This window comes from Xenorhabdus doucetiae (assembly GCF_000968195.1).
Taxonomy (GTDB): domain Bacteria; phylum Pseudomonadota; class Gammaproteobacteria; order Enterobacterales; family Enterobacteriaceae; genus Xenorhabdus; species Xenorhabdus doucetiae.
On the sequence record NZ_FO704550.1, the window covers coordinates 1,351,109 to 1,366,442 of the forward strand.

Here is a 15,334-nt window from a genome sequence, read left to right on the forward strand (position 1 = left end):
CCGGTTGCGGAGAAATAGATTATGAAACTTGAATTTTCAATTTATCGTTATAATCCAGATGTCGATGATGTGCCTCGTATGCAGGATTACACACTGGAAGCTGAGGAAGGACGCGACATGATGTTGCTGGATGCGCTCATCCAGCTAAAAGAGCAAGATCCCACCTTGGCATTCCGCCGTTCTTGTCGTGAGGGGGTTTGTGGCTCTGACGGCGTGAATATGAATGGTAAAAACGGCTTGGCCTGTGTTACGCCTGTTTCGGCATTGCGTCGTGGTAATAAAAAAATTGTCATTCGTCCATTACCTGGCTTGCCTGTAGTTCGTGATCTGGTGGTGGATATGGGGCAGTTCTACGCGCAATATGAGAAAATCCGTCCTTACCTGATTAATGATGGTAAAAATCCACCTGCGCGTGAGCACCTGCAATCACCGCAACAGCGGGAAAAACTGGATGGCCTGTATGAGTGTATCTTATGTGCCTGCTGTTCAACGTCTTGCCCATCATTCTGGTGGAATCCGGATAAATTTATCGGCCCAGCCGGTCTTTTGGCAGCCTACCGTTTCCTGATTGACAGCCGTGATACTGAAACAACGTCACGATTGGATAACCTGAATGATGCATTCAGTGTTTTCCGTTGTCATGGGATCATGAATTGCGTCAACGTCTGTCCTAAGGGGTTAAATCCGACAAAAGCGATTGGCCATATTAAATCTATGTTGCTGAAACATAGCGCATAGCAAAATAGAATTTGTGCATAAATAACACATATTTAGTGTGTAAATAGTGCATATAATGTTGCCCTCCACAATTTTGAAATAAATATCAAATCAGTGGAGGGCATTAAAGAATGAAAAATGATAAATTGCCCACTGCTAAAGACGAAGTTTGTTTCTAAATAAAGGAACCTTTAAAAACTGAGAGTTAGTTTTTAAAGGTTCCTTGAAGGGTAGGAAAACCCAAAGAAGAACATGCATTAAGCACGTCCAAATGAACCTTTTATCAACACCGCTGATTAAGCGGTATTAGTTAACCACGGCGAAAACTAAAGCTTTTAAAGCTTAAGGGATCACAATGCAGAACGGCGCAATGAAGGACTGGCTGGACTCAAGCTTTCTGGCTGGTGCAAACCAGTCTTACATAGAGCAAATCTATGAAGACTATATAACCGATCCTAATTCTGTTGATGCAAGTTGGAGAGAAATTTTCCAACAATTACCGGATGCAGGATTTGGCGGGGAACAACTTCACTCACAGACACGCGATTACTTCCGTCGTCTGGCAAAGGATGCCACGCGTTATCACACTTCAGTCAGCGATCCAGCAATGGATGCAAAACAAGTCAAAGTTTTGCAGCTCATCAATGCATTCCGCTTCCGCGGACACCAACATGCAAACCTTGATCCATTGGGATTATGGAAGCAGGAACCTGTCTCTGATCTTGATCCTGCTTTCCATAATTTAACAAAAGCGGATTTTGAAGAAACGTTTAATGTAGGCTCTTTTGCCATTGGTAAAGAGACCATGAAATTGGCTGATCTGTATGACGCGCTGAGACGCATTTATTGCGGTTCAATTGGTGCGGAATATATGCACATCACCAATACCGAAGAAAAACGTTGGATCCAGCAACGGCTGGAGTCTGTGACAGTCAGTTCACAGTTTAATGCAGAAGAAAAGCGTCGTTTCCTGAAAGAATTAACCGCAGCGGAAGGTCTGGAACGCTATTTAGGTGCGAAGTTCCCGGGGGCGAAACGTTTCTCCCTGGAAGGCGGCGATGCACTTATCCCGATGTTAAAAGAGTTGATCCGTCACGCAGGTAAACAAGATACCCGTGAGGTTGTGTTGGGCATGGCTCATCGCGGTCGTCTCAACGTTCTGGTCAATCTCTTGGGGAAAAAACCGGGTGATCTGTTCGACGAGTTTGCAGGTAAACACAAAGAGCATCTGGGGACGGGCGACGTAAAATACCATCAAGGTTTTTCTTCTGATTTTGAGACCGAAGGGGGTCTGGTGCATTTGGCACTGGCCTTTAACCCATCTCACCTTGAGATTGTCAGCCCTGTTGTTATCGGTTCTGTACGTGCCCGTCGTGATCGTCTTGATGAAGGTCGCAGCAACATGGTTCTGCCTGTCACCATCCACGGTGATGCAGCGGTAACCGGGCAGGGGATTGTTCAGGAAACGCTGAACATGTCGCAGGCTCGCGGTTATGAAGTGGGCGGTACGGTCCGTATCGTGGTTAACAACCAGATTGGTTTCACCACATCTAACCCGAAAGATGCTCGTTCAACACAATACTGTACTGATGTTGTGAAAATGGTTCAGGCGCCGATTTTCCACGTTAACGCGGATGATCCGGAAGCGGTTGCATTCGTCACACGTCTGGCGCTTGACTTCCGCAATACCTTCAAACGTGACGTGATGATCGACCTGGTTTGTTACCGTCGCCACGGTCATAACGAAGCGGATGAACCAAGTGCAACTCAGCCCCTGATGTACCAGAAAATCAAAAAGCTGCCAACTGCCCGTAAAATTTATGCAGATAAGCTGGTCGCGGAAGGTTTACTGGGTGCCAATGACGTTACTGAGATGGTGAATTTGTACCGTGATGCACTGGATCATGGTGAATGTGTTGTCGATGAATGGCGTCCAATGGGGCTGCACTCATTCACATGGGAACCTTACCTGAACCACGAATGGGATGAAGAGTATCCGCATAAAGTGGATATGAAACGTCTGCAAGATCTGGGCAAAAGTATCAGCACGGTTCCTGCCGAAATAGAAATGCACTCACGTGTTGCGAAAATCTATGGCGACCGTGCAGAAATGGCCAATGGCAATAAATTGTTTGACTGGGGTGGTGCGGAAACACTGGCTTACGCGACGCTGGTTGATGAAGGTATTCCGGTGCGTCTCTCCGGTGAGGATGCGGGACGTGGTACGTTCTTCCACCGTCATGCCGTTGTTCATAACCAAAACAATGCCTCTGTGTATGTGCCCTTGGCGAATATCCACAATGGTCAAGGGGTATTCAACGTATGGGATTCGGTACTTTCAGAAGAAGCGGTACTGGCCTTTGAATACGGTTATGCAACTACTGAACCTCGTGCCCTGACAATTTGGGAAGCGCAATTTGGTGACTTTGCCAACGTGGCTCAGGTTGTGATTGACCAATTCATCAGCTCCGGTGAACAGAAATGGGGCCGTATGTGTGGTCTGGTGATGCTGTTGCCGCATGGCTATGAAGGGCAAGGCCCGGAGCACTCATCGGCACGTCTGGAACGTTATCTGCAACTCTGTGCTGAACAAAATATGCAGGTCTGCGTACCATCGACTCCGGCTCAGGTTTATCACATGCTGCGTCGTCAGGCTCTGCGTGGTATGCGCCGTCCGCTCATCGTTATGTCACCGAAATCATTACTGCGTCACCCATTGGCTGTGTCCAGTCTGGATGAATTGGCGAATGGCAAATTTGAGCCAGTCATTGGTGAAGTTGACGCTTTGGCTCCAAAAGGTGTTAAGCGCGTTGTACTGTGTTCCGGTAAGGTCTATTACGATCTGTTGGAACAGCGTCGTAAGAATGAACAGACCGATGTTGCTATTGTGCGTATTGAACAGTTGTATCCCTTCCCACGTCAGCATCTGCAAGCCCAGCTTGAGCAATATGCCCATGTTCATGACTTCGTTTGGTGTCAGGAAGAACCACTGAACCAAGGGGCTTGGTATTGCAGTCAACATAATTTCCGTGAAGCAATCCCGTTTGGGGCTTCTTTACGTTATGCAGGTCGTCCGGCATCTGCTTCCCCGGCTGTGGGATATCCGTCTGTTCACCAGCAGCAACAGCAAGCACTGGTTAATGACGCACTGAACGTTGAATAAATAAGGATAGAAAATGAGTAGCGTAGAAATTCTGGTCCCAGACCTTCCTGAATCGGTTGCAGATGCCACTGTTGCGACATGGCATAAAAAACCAGGTGACACCATAGAGCGTGATGAAGTGCTGGTTGAAATCGAAACCGATAAAGTTGTTCTGGAAGTGCCAGCAAGTGAAGCAGGTGTTTTGGAATCTATTTTGGAAGAAGAGGGCGCCACTGTACTCTCCAGACAACTGTTAGGCCGTATCCGCCTGGGTGACAGCACGGGTAAGCCTGCCGAAGTCAAAGCAACAACAGAGGCAACACCAGCACAACGTCAGACGGCGTCTTTGGAAGAAGAAAATAACGATGCACTGAGCCCTGCGGTTCGTCGTCTGATTGCAGAACATGATTTAGATCCTGCGGCCATTAAAGGCAGTGGTGTGGGTGGCCGTATTGTTCGTGAAGACATAGAAAAACATATCGCTGCGCATAAAAAAGAGAGTGATAAACCGGCTACGTCTGCTGAACAGCCCTCCTTATTGCCACACCGCAGTGAAAAACGTGTCCCAATGACGCGTCTGCGCAAGCGTGTTGCAGAACGTCTGCTTGAAGCGAAAAACAACACGGCCATGCTGACGACTTTCAATGAAGTCAACATGAAGCCAATTCAGGAATTGCGCAAGCAGTATGGCGACGTGTTTGAGAAACGCCACGGTGTACGTCTGGGTTTTATGTCTTTCTATGTGAAAGCGGTTGTTGAAGCATTGAGACGTTACCCGGAAGTCAACGCTTCCATTGATGGCACCGATGTGGTTTACCACAACTATTTTGATATCAGTATTGCAGTATCTACACCACGCGGTCTGGTGACACCTGTATTGCGTGATGCAGATGCCCTGAGCATGGCTGACATTGAGAAAAGCATCAAAGAGCTGGCTATCAAAGGCCGCGACGGTAAACTGACCGTTGAAGAACTCACTGGCGGTAATTTCACCATTACCAACGGCGGTGTTTTCGGCTCCCTGATGTCCACCCCGATCATTAACCCACCACAAAGCGCGATCCTTGGCATGCACGCCATTAAAGATCGTCCAATGGCCGTTAATGGTCAGGTTGAGATCCTTCCGATGATGTATCTGGCACTGTCCTATGACCACCGTCTGATTGACGGTCGTGAGTCTGTCGGTTTTCTGGTGACCATCAAAGAAATGCTGGAAGATCCAACACGTTTGTTGCTGGATGTATAGCATCACCTATCGGTGATCCCTATTGGCGGAGGGTATTAACTCCGCCAAGTCTGAAGTAGTACGACGTTGATGTAAAAATGTATATGCAGGCCAGCCTCTTGGGGCTGGTCATATCCAGAGCAACAAAATAGAAGGTAATTTACCTTTCTTAGATTAAATTATGGATAGAACATCATGAATTTACACGAGTATCAGGCAAAACAACTTTTTGCACGGTATGGTTTACCAGCGCCTGCGGGCTATGCTTGTACCACTCCGCGCGAAGCAGAAGAAGCAGCATCCAAGATTGGTTCAGGCCCTTGGGTCGTTAAATGTCAGGTTCATGCAGGTGGACGCGGTAAGGCTGGTGGCGTGAAAGTCGTCAACAGCAAAGAAGATATCCGTGCTTTTGCTGAACAATGGCTGGGTAAACGACTGGTCACTTACCAGACTGATGCACAGGGGCAACCTGTCCATCAGATCTTGGTAGAAGGGGCAACCGATATTGCCAAAGAGCTGTATCTCGGTGCTGTTGTTGATCGCGGTACGCGTCGTGTAGTGTTCATGGCCTCTACTGAAGGTGGCGTCGAAATAGAAAAAGTGGCGGAAGAAACGCCCGAGCTAATCCATAAAGCCATTATCGACCCACTATCTGGCCCTATGCCGTACCAAGGCCGTGAATTGGCATTTAAACTCGGTTTGACGGGTAAGCAAGTTGGTCAATTCACCAAGATTTTCTTGGGATTGGCTAACCTGTTCTTGGAGCGTGATTTGGCATTGGTCGAAATCAACCCTCTGGTGATCACAACGCAAGATGATCTGGTGTGTTTGGATGGAAAATTGAGCGCTGATAGTAATGCGATGTTCCGTCAGGCTGAACTGCGTGAAATGCACGATCCTTCACAGGAAGATTCACGTGAAGCTCAGGCAGCACAATGGGAACTCAACTATGTTGCGCTGGACGGTAACATTGGTTGTATGGTGAATGGTGCAGGTCTGGCAATGGGAACAATGGATATTGTCAAACTGCATGGCGGTGCACCGGCAAACTTCCTTGATGTGGGTGGTGGTGCAACTAAAGAGCGTGTTACCGAAGCATTCAAGATCATTTTGTCAGATGACAATGTGAAAGCCGTTTTGGTAAATATCTTTGGTGGTATTGTCCGTTGTGACTTGATTGCTGACGGCATTATTGGTGCAGTGGAAGAAGTCGGCGTCAATGTGCCGGTGGTCGTTCGTCTGGAAGGAAATAATGCTGAACTGGGCGCTAAGAAACTGGCAGACAGTGGCTTGAATATCATTGCCGCGACCAGTTTGACAGACGCAGCTAAACAGGCAGTCGCCGCAGCGGGGAATAAATAATGTCTATTTTAATCGATAAAAACACCAAAGTGATTTGCCAGGGATTTACTGGCAGCCAAGGCACTTTTCACTCCGAACAGGCGATAGTCTACGGGACTCAAATGGTCGGTGGTGTCACTCCGGGTAAAGGGGGTACTGAACATTTGGGTTTGCCTGTATTCAATACCGTGCGTGAAGCGGTTGAAGCAACGGGTGCAACCGCTTCTGTTATCTACGTTCCGGCGCCATTCTGTAAAGATTCCATTCTGGAAGCGATTGATGCGGGTATCAAATTGATCATCACGATCACAGAAGGTATCCCAACACTCGATATGCTGACCGTTAAGGTAAAACTGGATCAGGCGGGTGTACGCATGATTGGCCCTAACTGTCCGGGCGTTATTACACCTGATGAATGTAAGATCGGCATCATGCCTGGTCACATTCACAAATCAGGTAAAGTGGGTATTGTCTCTCGTTCAGGCACATTGACTTATGAAGCTGTTAAACAGACCACCGATGCTGGATTAGGGCAATCTACCTGTGTGGGTATCGGTGGTGACCCGATCCCAGGTTCAAACTTCATTGATATTCTGAAACTGTTCCAGGAAGATCCACAGACAGAAGCGATTGTCATGATCGGTGAAATCGGTGGTACAGCGGAAGAAGAAGCGGCTGCTTATATCAAACAACATGTGACTAAACCTGTTGTTGCTTATATTGCAGGTGTGACCGCACCTAAAGGTAAGCGCATGGGCCATGCTGGTGCGATTATCGCAGGTGGTAAGGGAACAGCAGATGAAAAATTTGCTGCACTGGAAGCGGCGGGTGTGAAGACGGTTCGCAGTCTTGCTGATATTGGCGATGCTGTAAAAGTGTTACTGGCATAAGACATACAAAATAAAGCTATTTTTATAGAAAAAGGCTGCCTTAGGGTAGCCTTTTATTTTTATTTATAATATTAACAGTAGGTTAGTTCATTTATAAGATGCTTTTTTTCAATTTAATTGAACTGGATTTTAGGAAAACCTATTTATTTGATTAATTAAATTAGAAATATCGAGAAAATATATTTTTTAAAGAATGAAAAAGAAAGGTTAATTTTCTAATGCATTTGACAGCAAAAAATAAATTACACGCCATTGCAAATAACAACTTATTAACACTCGGTAAACCATAATGAAATAATAACGGTAATGCTTAACAAAACAAGGAAAAAATTGACTAAAATCAAGTTATTACTCTGGATTGTATTCGCTAAAATTGATTAAATTGATCTAGTATATATAGGTATTAGCCTGAGAATGTATAGTATTGTTGACCTATATTCAGAATTCCAAGCTGAGTCACGTAAAAGCTATTTATTGTATGTGAATATAGGCGTAATATTATTGTGGTATCTATTGAATTTTTGATTTTGTAATAATTCATTGTTGTGTTTGAGGCATTTATTGCTGGTAGTTACGAGGCTTTCGTTTTACGAAGTCGGGTTGCCGCAAGTCGGTGTCTTCCTGCTAGGAGCAAGGAGTCAAGATGTTTGATATTGTCGAACTGTCACGATTACAGTTTGCCTTAACTGCTATGTACCATTTTCTGTTCGTACCCTTAACGCTCGGTATGGCGTTTTTGCTTGCGATCATGGAAACGGTATATGTCCTTTCTGGCAAACAAATCTATAAAGATATGACAAAATTCTGGGGTAAGTTATTTGGTATTAACTTTGCTCTGGGTGTCGCAACGGGCTTGACCATGGAGTTCCAGTTCGGAACCAACTGGTCATATTTCTCACATTATGTTGGTGATATTTTCGGTGCGCCTTTGGCCATCGAAGGTCTGATGGCATTCTTCCTCGAATCTACATTCGTTGGTCTGTTTTTCTTCGGCTGGGATCGACTGAGTAAGAAACAACACTTGGCGGTGACCTGGCTGGTTGCATTAGGCTCTAATTTCTCGGCACTGTGGATCTTGATTGCGAATGGTTGGATGCAAAACCCGATTGCGTCTGACTTTAACTTCGAAACCATGCGAATGGAAATGGTGAGCTTCAGCGAACTGGTACTTAACCCTGTTGCTCAGGTGAAATTTGTTCACACTGTTGCAGCCGGTTATGTGACAGGTGCCATTTTTGTATTGGGTATCAGCGCTTACTATCTGCTTAAAGGGCGCGATTTAGCGTTTGCCAAACGTTCTTTTGCGATTGCAGCCAGTTTTGGTATGGCTGCGGTACTGTCCGTTATTGTTCTGGGTGATGAATCTGGCTATGAAATGGGGGACGTGCAGAAAACCAAATTGGCAGCCATTGAAGCAGAGTGGGAAACCCAGCCGCCTCCAGCTTCATTCACACTGATTGGTCTTCCTGATCAGGACAAAATGGAAAATAAATATTCCATCCAAATTCCTTACGTTTTAGGTTTGATTGCTACCCGCTCCACAGATACGCCTGTCGTTGGTCTGCGTGATCTGATGAGCCAGCATGAGCAGCGTATTCGTAACGGTATTAAAGCCTATGAATTATTGGAAGAACTGCGGGCGGGTAATGTTGATCCGAGTGTTCGCAGTGCATTCAATGAAAGTAAGAAAGATCTTGGCTATGGTATGCTCGTGAAGCGTTACACCCAAAACGTCACTGATGCGACAGAAGAGCAGATTAAAGCCGCAGCGAAAGATTCTATTCCACGTGTTGCACCACTCTATTTCGCATTCCGTATCATGGTTGCCGCTGGCTTTATCATGCTGTTGGTTATCGGTCTGTCATTCTTGAGTGTTATCCGTAACCGTATCGGACAACATAAGTGGCTATTGCGTGCTGCATTGTTCAGCATTCCATTGCCGTGGATTGCCGTTGAAGCGGGTTGGTTTGTCGCAGAATACGGCCGTCAGCCGTGGGCGATTGGTGAAGTGTTGCCAACGGCTGTTGCGTCTTCAACACGCAGTGTCGGCGATCTGATTTTCTCAATGGTGCTGATTTGTGGTCTGTACACTTTGTTCTTGATCGCAGAGATGTTCTTGATGTTCAAATTTGCCCGTCTTGGCCCAAGCAGCCTCAAGACCGGACGTTATCATTTTGAACAAAAAACAGCTTCTTCAGCGAATAATATTGAGTAAGCAGGAGTCCACTTATGCTTGATTATGATGTATTACGATTTATATGGTGGCTGCTGATTGGTGTGTTACTGATCGGTTTCACCGTGACTGATGGTTTTGACATGGGTGTCGGTATCTTGTTGCGGATCATTGGTAAAAATGATACTGAACGCCGCATCATGATTAACTCCATTGCCCCACACTGGGATGGTAACCAAGTTTGGTTAATTACTGCCGGTGGTGCTCTGTTTGCCGCATGGCCGATGGTTTATGCAGCCGCTTTCTCTGGTTTTTATGTGGCAATGATCCTGGTCTTGGCTGCATTATTCTTCCGTCCGGTTGGTTTTGATTACCGTTCAAAACTGGAAAACAGCAAGTGGCGGAATATGTGGGATTGGGGGCTGGTTATTGGCAGCTTTGTACCTGCGCTGGTGATCGGGGTTGCGTTTGGTAACTTACTGCAAGGCGTACCGCTGGCAGTGGATACTTACCTGCGTGTCTCTTACGAAGGTTCGTTCTTCGGATTGCTGAATCCTTATGGATTACTGGCTGGTGTGATCAGCCTGATGATGATTGTGACGCAAGGCGCAACTTATCTGCAAATGCGTACCACGGGCGAATTGCACCTGCGCTCCCGTACCGCGACCCATGTTTGTGCAGCGGTAACCGCAATTGCATTCCTGTTGGCGGGGATCTGGCTGATTTATGGCATTGACGGCTATGTTGTCACGGGAGGGCTGGATGTTAATGCAGCATCTAATCCGTTACATAAAGAAGTGGTTCAGCAGGCAGGCGCATGGCTGACCAATTTCAATCACTATCCGATTTTGTGGGCGATACCTGCGTTGGGCGTACTGCTTCCTCTGCTGACTATCCTGACCACTTGGATGGATAAAGGTGCTTGGGCATTCTTCTTCTCATCACTAACAGTTGCTTGTATTATCTTGACTTCTGGTATTGCGATGTTCCCGTTCGTGATGCCATCAAGCCTTGACCCGAATGTCAGTCTGACGATGTGGGATGCGACATCCAGTCAATGGACGTTGCAAATTATGTTCGTTGTTGCACTTATCTTCGTTCCTATTGTGCTGTCTTACACCATTTGGTGTTATTACAAAACCTTCGGGCGTTTGGATAAGAATTATATTGAAAACAACAAACACTCACTGTACTAAAGGAGCATAGGCATGTGGTATTTTGCTTGGATTCTCGGAACGCTTTTAGCTTGTAGCTTCGCTGTTATTGCTGCCTTGGCACTTGAGCATAGCGAATCACAAACAGCCTCTGAGAGTGACAAAAAATAATGTTGGCTGATAAATGTTACCAACTTATGGATAAGAGCCTGTTGAGGGCTCTTATCCTCATCATCGCCTTAACGCTTGCTGCATGTGTGTTTTGGCAGCCTGCTCGTTTTGCTGCCAACACCAGTTCACTACAAATATGGCAAGGCATTTTATTGATCTGGGCAGTTTGTTCTGGCGTGACTTTTGGTATTGGTTTTCATCCTAAACGTATTATCTGGCGTCTGTTTTTTCACCCATTACCTGCATTTTTCATTCTTCTTTTTGGCTTATATCATTTCTTTAAGTAAACTAATCGTAATTTTATAGGAGATTGGCCTATAAATTTTTTTTACTAACAGGCCATTCCAAAGCGCTATTGTCTTGAGTATAGTGGCAGCGTCAATTCGCCTAATTAGGATTATATGAGTAATATGTTATTCCGTTGGCCTATCCGTGTTTACTATGAAGACACAGATGCTAGTGGTGTGGTTTATCACGCTCGATATTTGGTCTTTTACGAAAGAGCTCGTACAGAGATGTTGCGTGAAAAAGGCTTCCACCAACAACCTATGTTAGATGAGCAAGTTGGCTTTGTTGTTAGTCGCATGACGATTGACTATCGAAAACCAGCAAAACTGGATGATGAGCTGGTGGTTGAAAGCGAAGTTACGAATATCCGTGGTGCTTCTCTGACATTTATTCAACGAATTGTTGATTGCAATGGCGTAGTTATCAACAGCACAGAATGCCTGGTTGTCTACGTGAATTCATCTCAAATGAAGCCGATGGCGCTTCCAAAGTCTATTGTCGCGGAGTTTAAGCAGTGACTGACATGAACATCCTTGATTTATTTCTTAAGGCAGGTTTCTTAGTTCAGCTAATCATGTTGATTTTGATTGGCTTTTCTATCGTTTCTTGGGCAATTATTATTCAACGGGCAAAAATTCTTAATGCAGCCAGCCGTGAAGCTGAAGCATTTGAAGATAAATTTTGGTCTGGCATTGAATTATCTCGTCTTTATAAAGAAAGTCAGTCACGCCGTGATTCGCTAAATGGTGTTGAACAGATATTCCATTCTGGGTTTAAAGAGTTTGCTCGTTTACATCAGGCAAATAACCATGCACCCGAAGCGGTTATCACAGGGGCTACTCGTGCTATGCGCATTTCACTCAATCGTGAATTGGAAGTGTTAGAAAATCACATTCCGTTTCTGGGAACGGTGGGTTCTGTGAGTCCTTATATTGGTTTGTTTGGTACGGTCTGGGGCATCATGCATGCCTTTATTGCTTTGGGGGCAGTCAAACAGGCAACATTACAAATGGTTGCGCCCGGTATTGCGGAAGCGCTGATTGCTACTGCAATCGGTCTGTTTGCGGCAATTCCTGCGGTGATGGCTTATAACCGCCTGAACCAGCGTGTTAACAAACTAGAACAAGTTTACGATAACTTTATGGAAGAATTCCTGGCTATTCTGCATCGTCAGGCCTTTGCTTCCAATACCAATAAGTCGTAATAAATCGTAAGGGGAAATCAGCGAATGGCGCGCACTCGTAGTCGCAGACGTGAGCTAAAATCTGAGATCAATATCGTCCCCTTGCTGGACGTGTTGCTGGTATTACTGCTTATTTTCATGGCAACAGCACCGATTATCACGCAAAGCGTAGAAGTCGATTTACCTGACTCGGTGGATTCACAAACAGTTTCCAGCACTGATAATCCGCCGGTCATTGTGGAAGTTTCTGGGGTAGGGCAATACAACATGGTTGTTAACCAGGAACGTTTGGAATTGTTACCTGAACAGCAAATCGTTGCAGAAGCTCAAACCTTGATGAAAGCCAATTCGAAAACGATTTTCCTGATTGGTGGTTCTAAAGAAGTTCCTTATGATGAAATTATCAAGGCATTGAATATGCTTCGTCAGGCAGGGGTAAAATCGGTGGGCTTAATGACTCAGCCTATCGGCTCCTGACAGCGGCGGTCACTTAAAGTTTCTGGATGTCGAACGTGGGAAAGACAAACGAGCAAAACAATAGGCTGAATCGCGCTATTATCATTTCGGTAATATTGCATGCTATCCTGATCGGTTTTCTGATTTGGGGTTCTCTGGTGCAGAAAACAGAAATGGGCGGCGGCGGACAAAATGGGACTGTCATTGATGCTGTTATGGTCGATCCAAATGCGGTTGTTCAGCAATATAATCAGCAGCAACAGCAACAGGCTAATGCCAAGTTAGCCGAGCAACAGCGGAAGAAAAAAGCCGAACAACAGGCGGCCGAATTGCGGGCAAAGCAGGCGGAAGAACAGGAACGTTTGAAAGCGGCTGAAGAAGAGCGGATTAAAGCGCTACAGGCAGCCGAAACACAGAAAAAACAGTCTGAGGCTGCGGCGGCCAAAGCGCGTGAAGAGCAGAAACAAGCAGAAGAAGCGGCTGCAAAGGCACTGGCAGAAAAAGAGAGAATTCTAAAAGAGCAGGCCGAAGCCCAACAGAAAGCAGAAGCTCAAGCGAAGAAAGAAGCGGAAGAGGCAGCAAAACGCAAAGCCGCGGCTGAAGCAAAAGCTAAAGCGGATGCAGAAGCCAAAGCAAAAGCTGAGGCAGAAGCTAAGGCCAAAGCAGAGGCTGAGGCGAAAGCAAAGGCTAAAGCCAAGGCAGAAGCAGCCAAACAGGCTCAGACAGTTGATGATCTGTTAGGTGGATTAACATCTAATGCACCTAAACAGGGTGGGGCGAGCGCGGCAGGAAAGGGGGGCGGTAAGAAAAGCGGCCTTTCTCAGCAGGATATTAATAGTTATCTCGGAAAAGTTCAGGCTGCAATACAGAGCAAATTTTATGATTCGAATTTATATATCGGACGAACCTGTGAATTAAACATAAAATTGGCTCCAGATGGATTGCTCATTGATATCAAAGCAGGGGCAGGTGATCCGGCGTTATGCCGGGCAGCAATTACCGCTGCTAATCTGGCGAAAAAAATGCCACCTCCACCAAGCAAAGAGGTTTATGAGTATTTTAAGAATTTCACACTAGAATTTAAACCGCAGTTAAATTAAATGCTTAGTGGATAAGCATCCTCCTCTAAGTAAACTTTCGAATAATTTATATGTACAAACAAAATTATTAGATTTTATTTAGGTGTCTAGTTTTGTTTGTTGGCGTTTGTGTTAGAATCCGGCGGATTATTGCGTCAGGTAAGAGATCGCGATAAGGGAGAGATGATGAAGCAAACTTTTAGACAAATGTTTAAGGTCATATTGGGCTTTCTGATGCTGTGGGCAACAGTTGCTCAGGCAGAGGTTCGCATTGAGATTACACAAGGCGTTGATTCTGCTCGTCCTATTGGGGTCGTGCCATTTAAATGGACTGGGGCAGGCGATGCGCCTGAAAATATCGGTTCAATTATCGCTGCGGATTTGAGAAACAGTGGAAAATTTAATCCGATTGATGCCACTCGTATGCCGCAACAACCGACGACGGCATCAGAGGTAACGCCTGCTGCATGGTCTGCGTTGGGGATTGACTCAGTTGTTGTTGGGCGCATTCAGCCCAGTGCGGATGGTAAATTTCTGGTCTCTTATCAGCTTGTCGACGTTGCAGGTGCACCAGGAACAATGTTGGCACAAGAACAATTTACCATTGAGAAGAAATGGTTGCGCTTTGCGGCACACACAGTCAGTAATCAGGTTTTTGAAAAACTGACGGGCATTAAAGGTGCGTTTACCACCCGTATAGCTTATGTTGTCAAAAATAATGGGGCGGCTAAGTTTCCGTATGAGCTGCGGGTTTCTGATTATGATGGTTATAATCAATCCACCGTACATAGCTCACCAGAACCCTTGATGTCGCCAGCATGGTCGCCGGATGCGTCCAAACTGGCTTATGTGACATTTGAAAGTGGTCGCTCTGCATTGATTATTCAAACACTGGCAACAGGTACTGTACGCCAGGTGGCTTCGTTTCCTCGCCATAACGGAGCGCCTGCATTTTCTCCGGATGGGACTAAACTTGCCTTTGCATTATCTAAAACGGGTAGTTTGAATCTTTACGTGATGGATTTAGCTTCTGGTCAAATCCGTCAAGTTACTGATGGCCGCAGTAATAACACTGAGCCAAGCTGGATGCCGGATAGTCAGACTTTGGTCTACACCTCAGACCAAGGTGGGCGTCCACAATTGTATAAAATCGATATTAATGGCGGTGCTCCACAACGCCTAACTTGGGAAGGATCACAGAACCAAGATGCAGATGTTAGCCCTGACGGTAGTTTTCTCGTGATGGTTAGCTCGGCAAGTGGCAGTCAGCATATCGCCAAACAGGATCTGGTAACGGGATCTGTCCAAGTCTTGACGGATACGTTTCTGGATGAAACGCCGAGTATCGCACCTAATGGCACTATGGTGATTTATAGCTCCACTCAAGGGTGGGGAACTGTATTGCAGCTAGTTTCGACTGATGGGCGTTTCAAAGCGCGTCTTCCGGCTACCGATGGTCAGGTAAAATCGCCTGCCTGGTCGCCGTATCTGTGATGCATAATAATATGTATGGCA

Annotated in this window: 14 protein-coding genes; all 14 read left to right on the forward strand. The window is 45.9% G+C overall.

Features of this window, described 5'->3' with window-relative positions; all coding sequences use genetic code 11:
- Nucleotides 1-21: 21 nt before the first annotated feature.
- The 14 genes from XDD1_RS06255 to tolB all read left to right on the forward strand — a co-directional run bounded on the left by XDD1_RS06255 (nt 22) and on the right by tolB (nt 15,313).
- Nucleotides 22-738: a succinate dehydrogenase iron-sulfur subunit gene (locus XDD1_RS06255; protein ID WP_045969645.1), complete on the forward strand. Its 717-nt coding sequence runs from the start codon at nt 22-24 to the stop codon at nt 736-738.
- Between the two features lie 334 nt (nt 739-1,072).
- Entirely contained in the window at nt 1,073-3,880 is a 2,808-nt protein-coding gene (gene sucA, locus XDD1_RS06260) for a 2-oxoglutarate dehydrogenase E1 component (protein WP_045969647.1), read from the forward strand.
- 13 nt (nt 3,881-3,893) lie between these two features.
- The gene (gene odhB / locus XDD1_RS06265) at nt 3,894-5,105 is read left to right on the forward strand and encodes a 2-oxoglutarate dehydrogenase complex dihydrolipoyllysine-residue succinyltransferase (RefSeq protein WP_045969649.1); all 1,212 of its coding nucleotides are present in this window, start codon (nt 3,894-3,896) and stop codon (nt 5,103-5,105) included.
- A gap of 174 nt (nt 5,106-5,279) precedes the next feature.
- Nucleotides 5,280-6,446, forward strand: a complete 1,167-nt coding sequence (gene sucC / locus XDD1_RS06270; RefSeq protein WP_045969651.1) for an ADP-forming succinate--CoA ligase subunit beta — start codon at nt 5,280-5,282, stop codon at nt 6,444-6,446.
- A complete protein-coding gene (gene sucD, locus XDD1_RS06275) occupies nt 6,446-7,315 on the forward strand; it encodes a succinate--CoA ligase subunit alpha (protein WP_045969653.1) in 870 nt (289 codons plus the stop codon). Before sucC ends, sucD begins: the two co-directional genes overlap by 1 nt.
- 643 nt (nt 7,316-7,958) lie before the next feature.
- Nucleotides 7,959-9,530, forward strand: coding sequence for a cytochrome ubiquinol oxidase subunit I (cydA, locus tag XDD1_RS06280; RefSeq protein ID WP_045969655.1), 1,572 nt, complete (start codon nt 7,959-7,961; stop codon nt 9,528-9,530).
- A gap of 14 nt (nt 9,531-9,544) precedes the next feature.
- The gene (gene cydB, locus XDD1_RS06285; RefSeq protein WP_045969657.1) at nt 9,545-10,684 is read left to right on the forward strand and encodes a cytochrome d ubiquinol oxidase subunit II; all 1,140 of its coding nucleotides are present in this window, start codon (nt 9,545-9,547) and stop codon (nt 10,682-10,684) included.
- Between the two features lie 12 nt (nt 10,685-10,696).
- Complete coding sequence (cydX, locus tag XDD1_RS18610) at nt 10,697-10,813, forward strand: cytochrome bd-I oxidase subunit CydX (RefSeq protein WP_065814092.1); 117 nt, start codon at nt 10,697-10,699, stop codon at nt 10,811-10,813.
- 26 nt (nt 10,814-10,839) lie between these two features.
- On the forward strand, nt 10,840-11,100 hold the full coding sequence (ybgE, locus tag XDD1_RS06290) for a cyd operon protein YbgE (protein WP_408068281.1): 261 nt from the start codon (nt 10,840-10,842) through the stop codon (nt 11,098-11,100).
- A 114-nt stretch (nt 11,101-11,214) separates the two neighbouring features.
- A complete protein-coding gene (gene ybgC, locus XDD1_RS06295; RefSeq protein ID WP_045969661.1) occupies nt 11,215-11,619 on the forward strand; it encodes a tol-pal system-associated acyl-CoA thioesterase in 405 nt (134 codons plus the stop codon).
- Entirely contained in the window at nt 11,616-12,305 is a 690-nt protein-coding gene (gene tolQ / locus XDD1_RS06300) for a Tol-Pal system protein TolQ (protein WP_045969663.1), read from the forward strand. Before ybgC ends, tolQ begins: the two co-directional genes overlap by 4 nt.
- A gap of 24 nt (nt 12,306-12,329) precedes the next feature.
- On the forward strand, nt 12,330-12,761 hold the full coding sequence (gene tolR, locus XDD1_RS06305) for a colicin uptake protein TolR (protein WP_045969665.1): 432 nt from the start codon (nt 12,330-12,332) through the stop codon (nt 12,759-12,761).
- A 35-nt stretch (nt 12,762-12,796) separates the two neighbouring features.
- Nucleotides 12,797-13,840 carry a cell envelope integrity protein TolA gene (tolA, locus tag XDD1_RS06310; RefSeq protein ID WP_045969667.1) on the forward strand — a complete coding sequence of 348 codons (1,044 nt, stop codon included), beginning with the start codon at nt 12,797-12,799 and terminating at the stop codon, nt 13,838-13,840.
- A 162-nt stretch (nt 13,841-14,002) separates the two neighbouring features.
- Complete coding sequence (gene tolB / locus XDD1_RS06315; RefSeq protein WP_045973364.1) at nt 14,003-15,313, forward strand: Tol-Pal system beta propeller repeat protein TolB; 1,311 nt, start codon at nt 14,003-14,005, stop codon at nt 15,311-15,313.
- Nucleotides 15,314-15,334 lie beyond the last annotated feature (21 nt).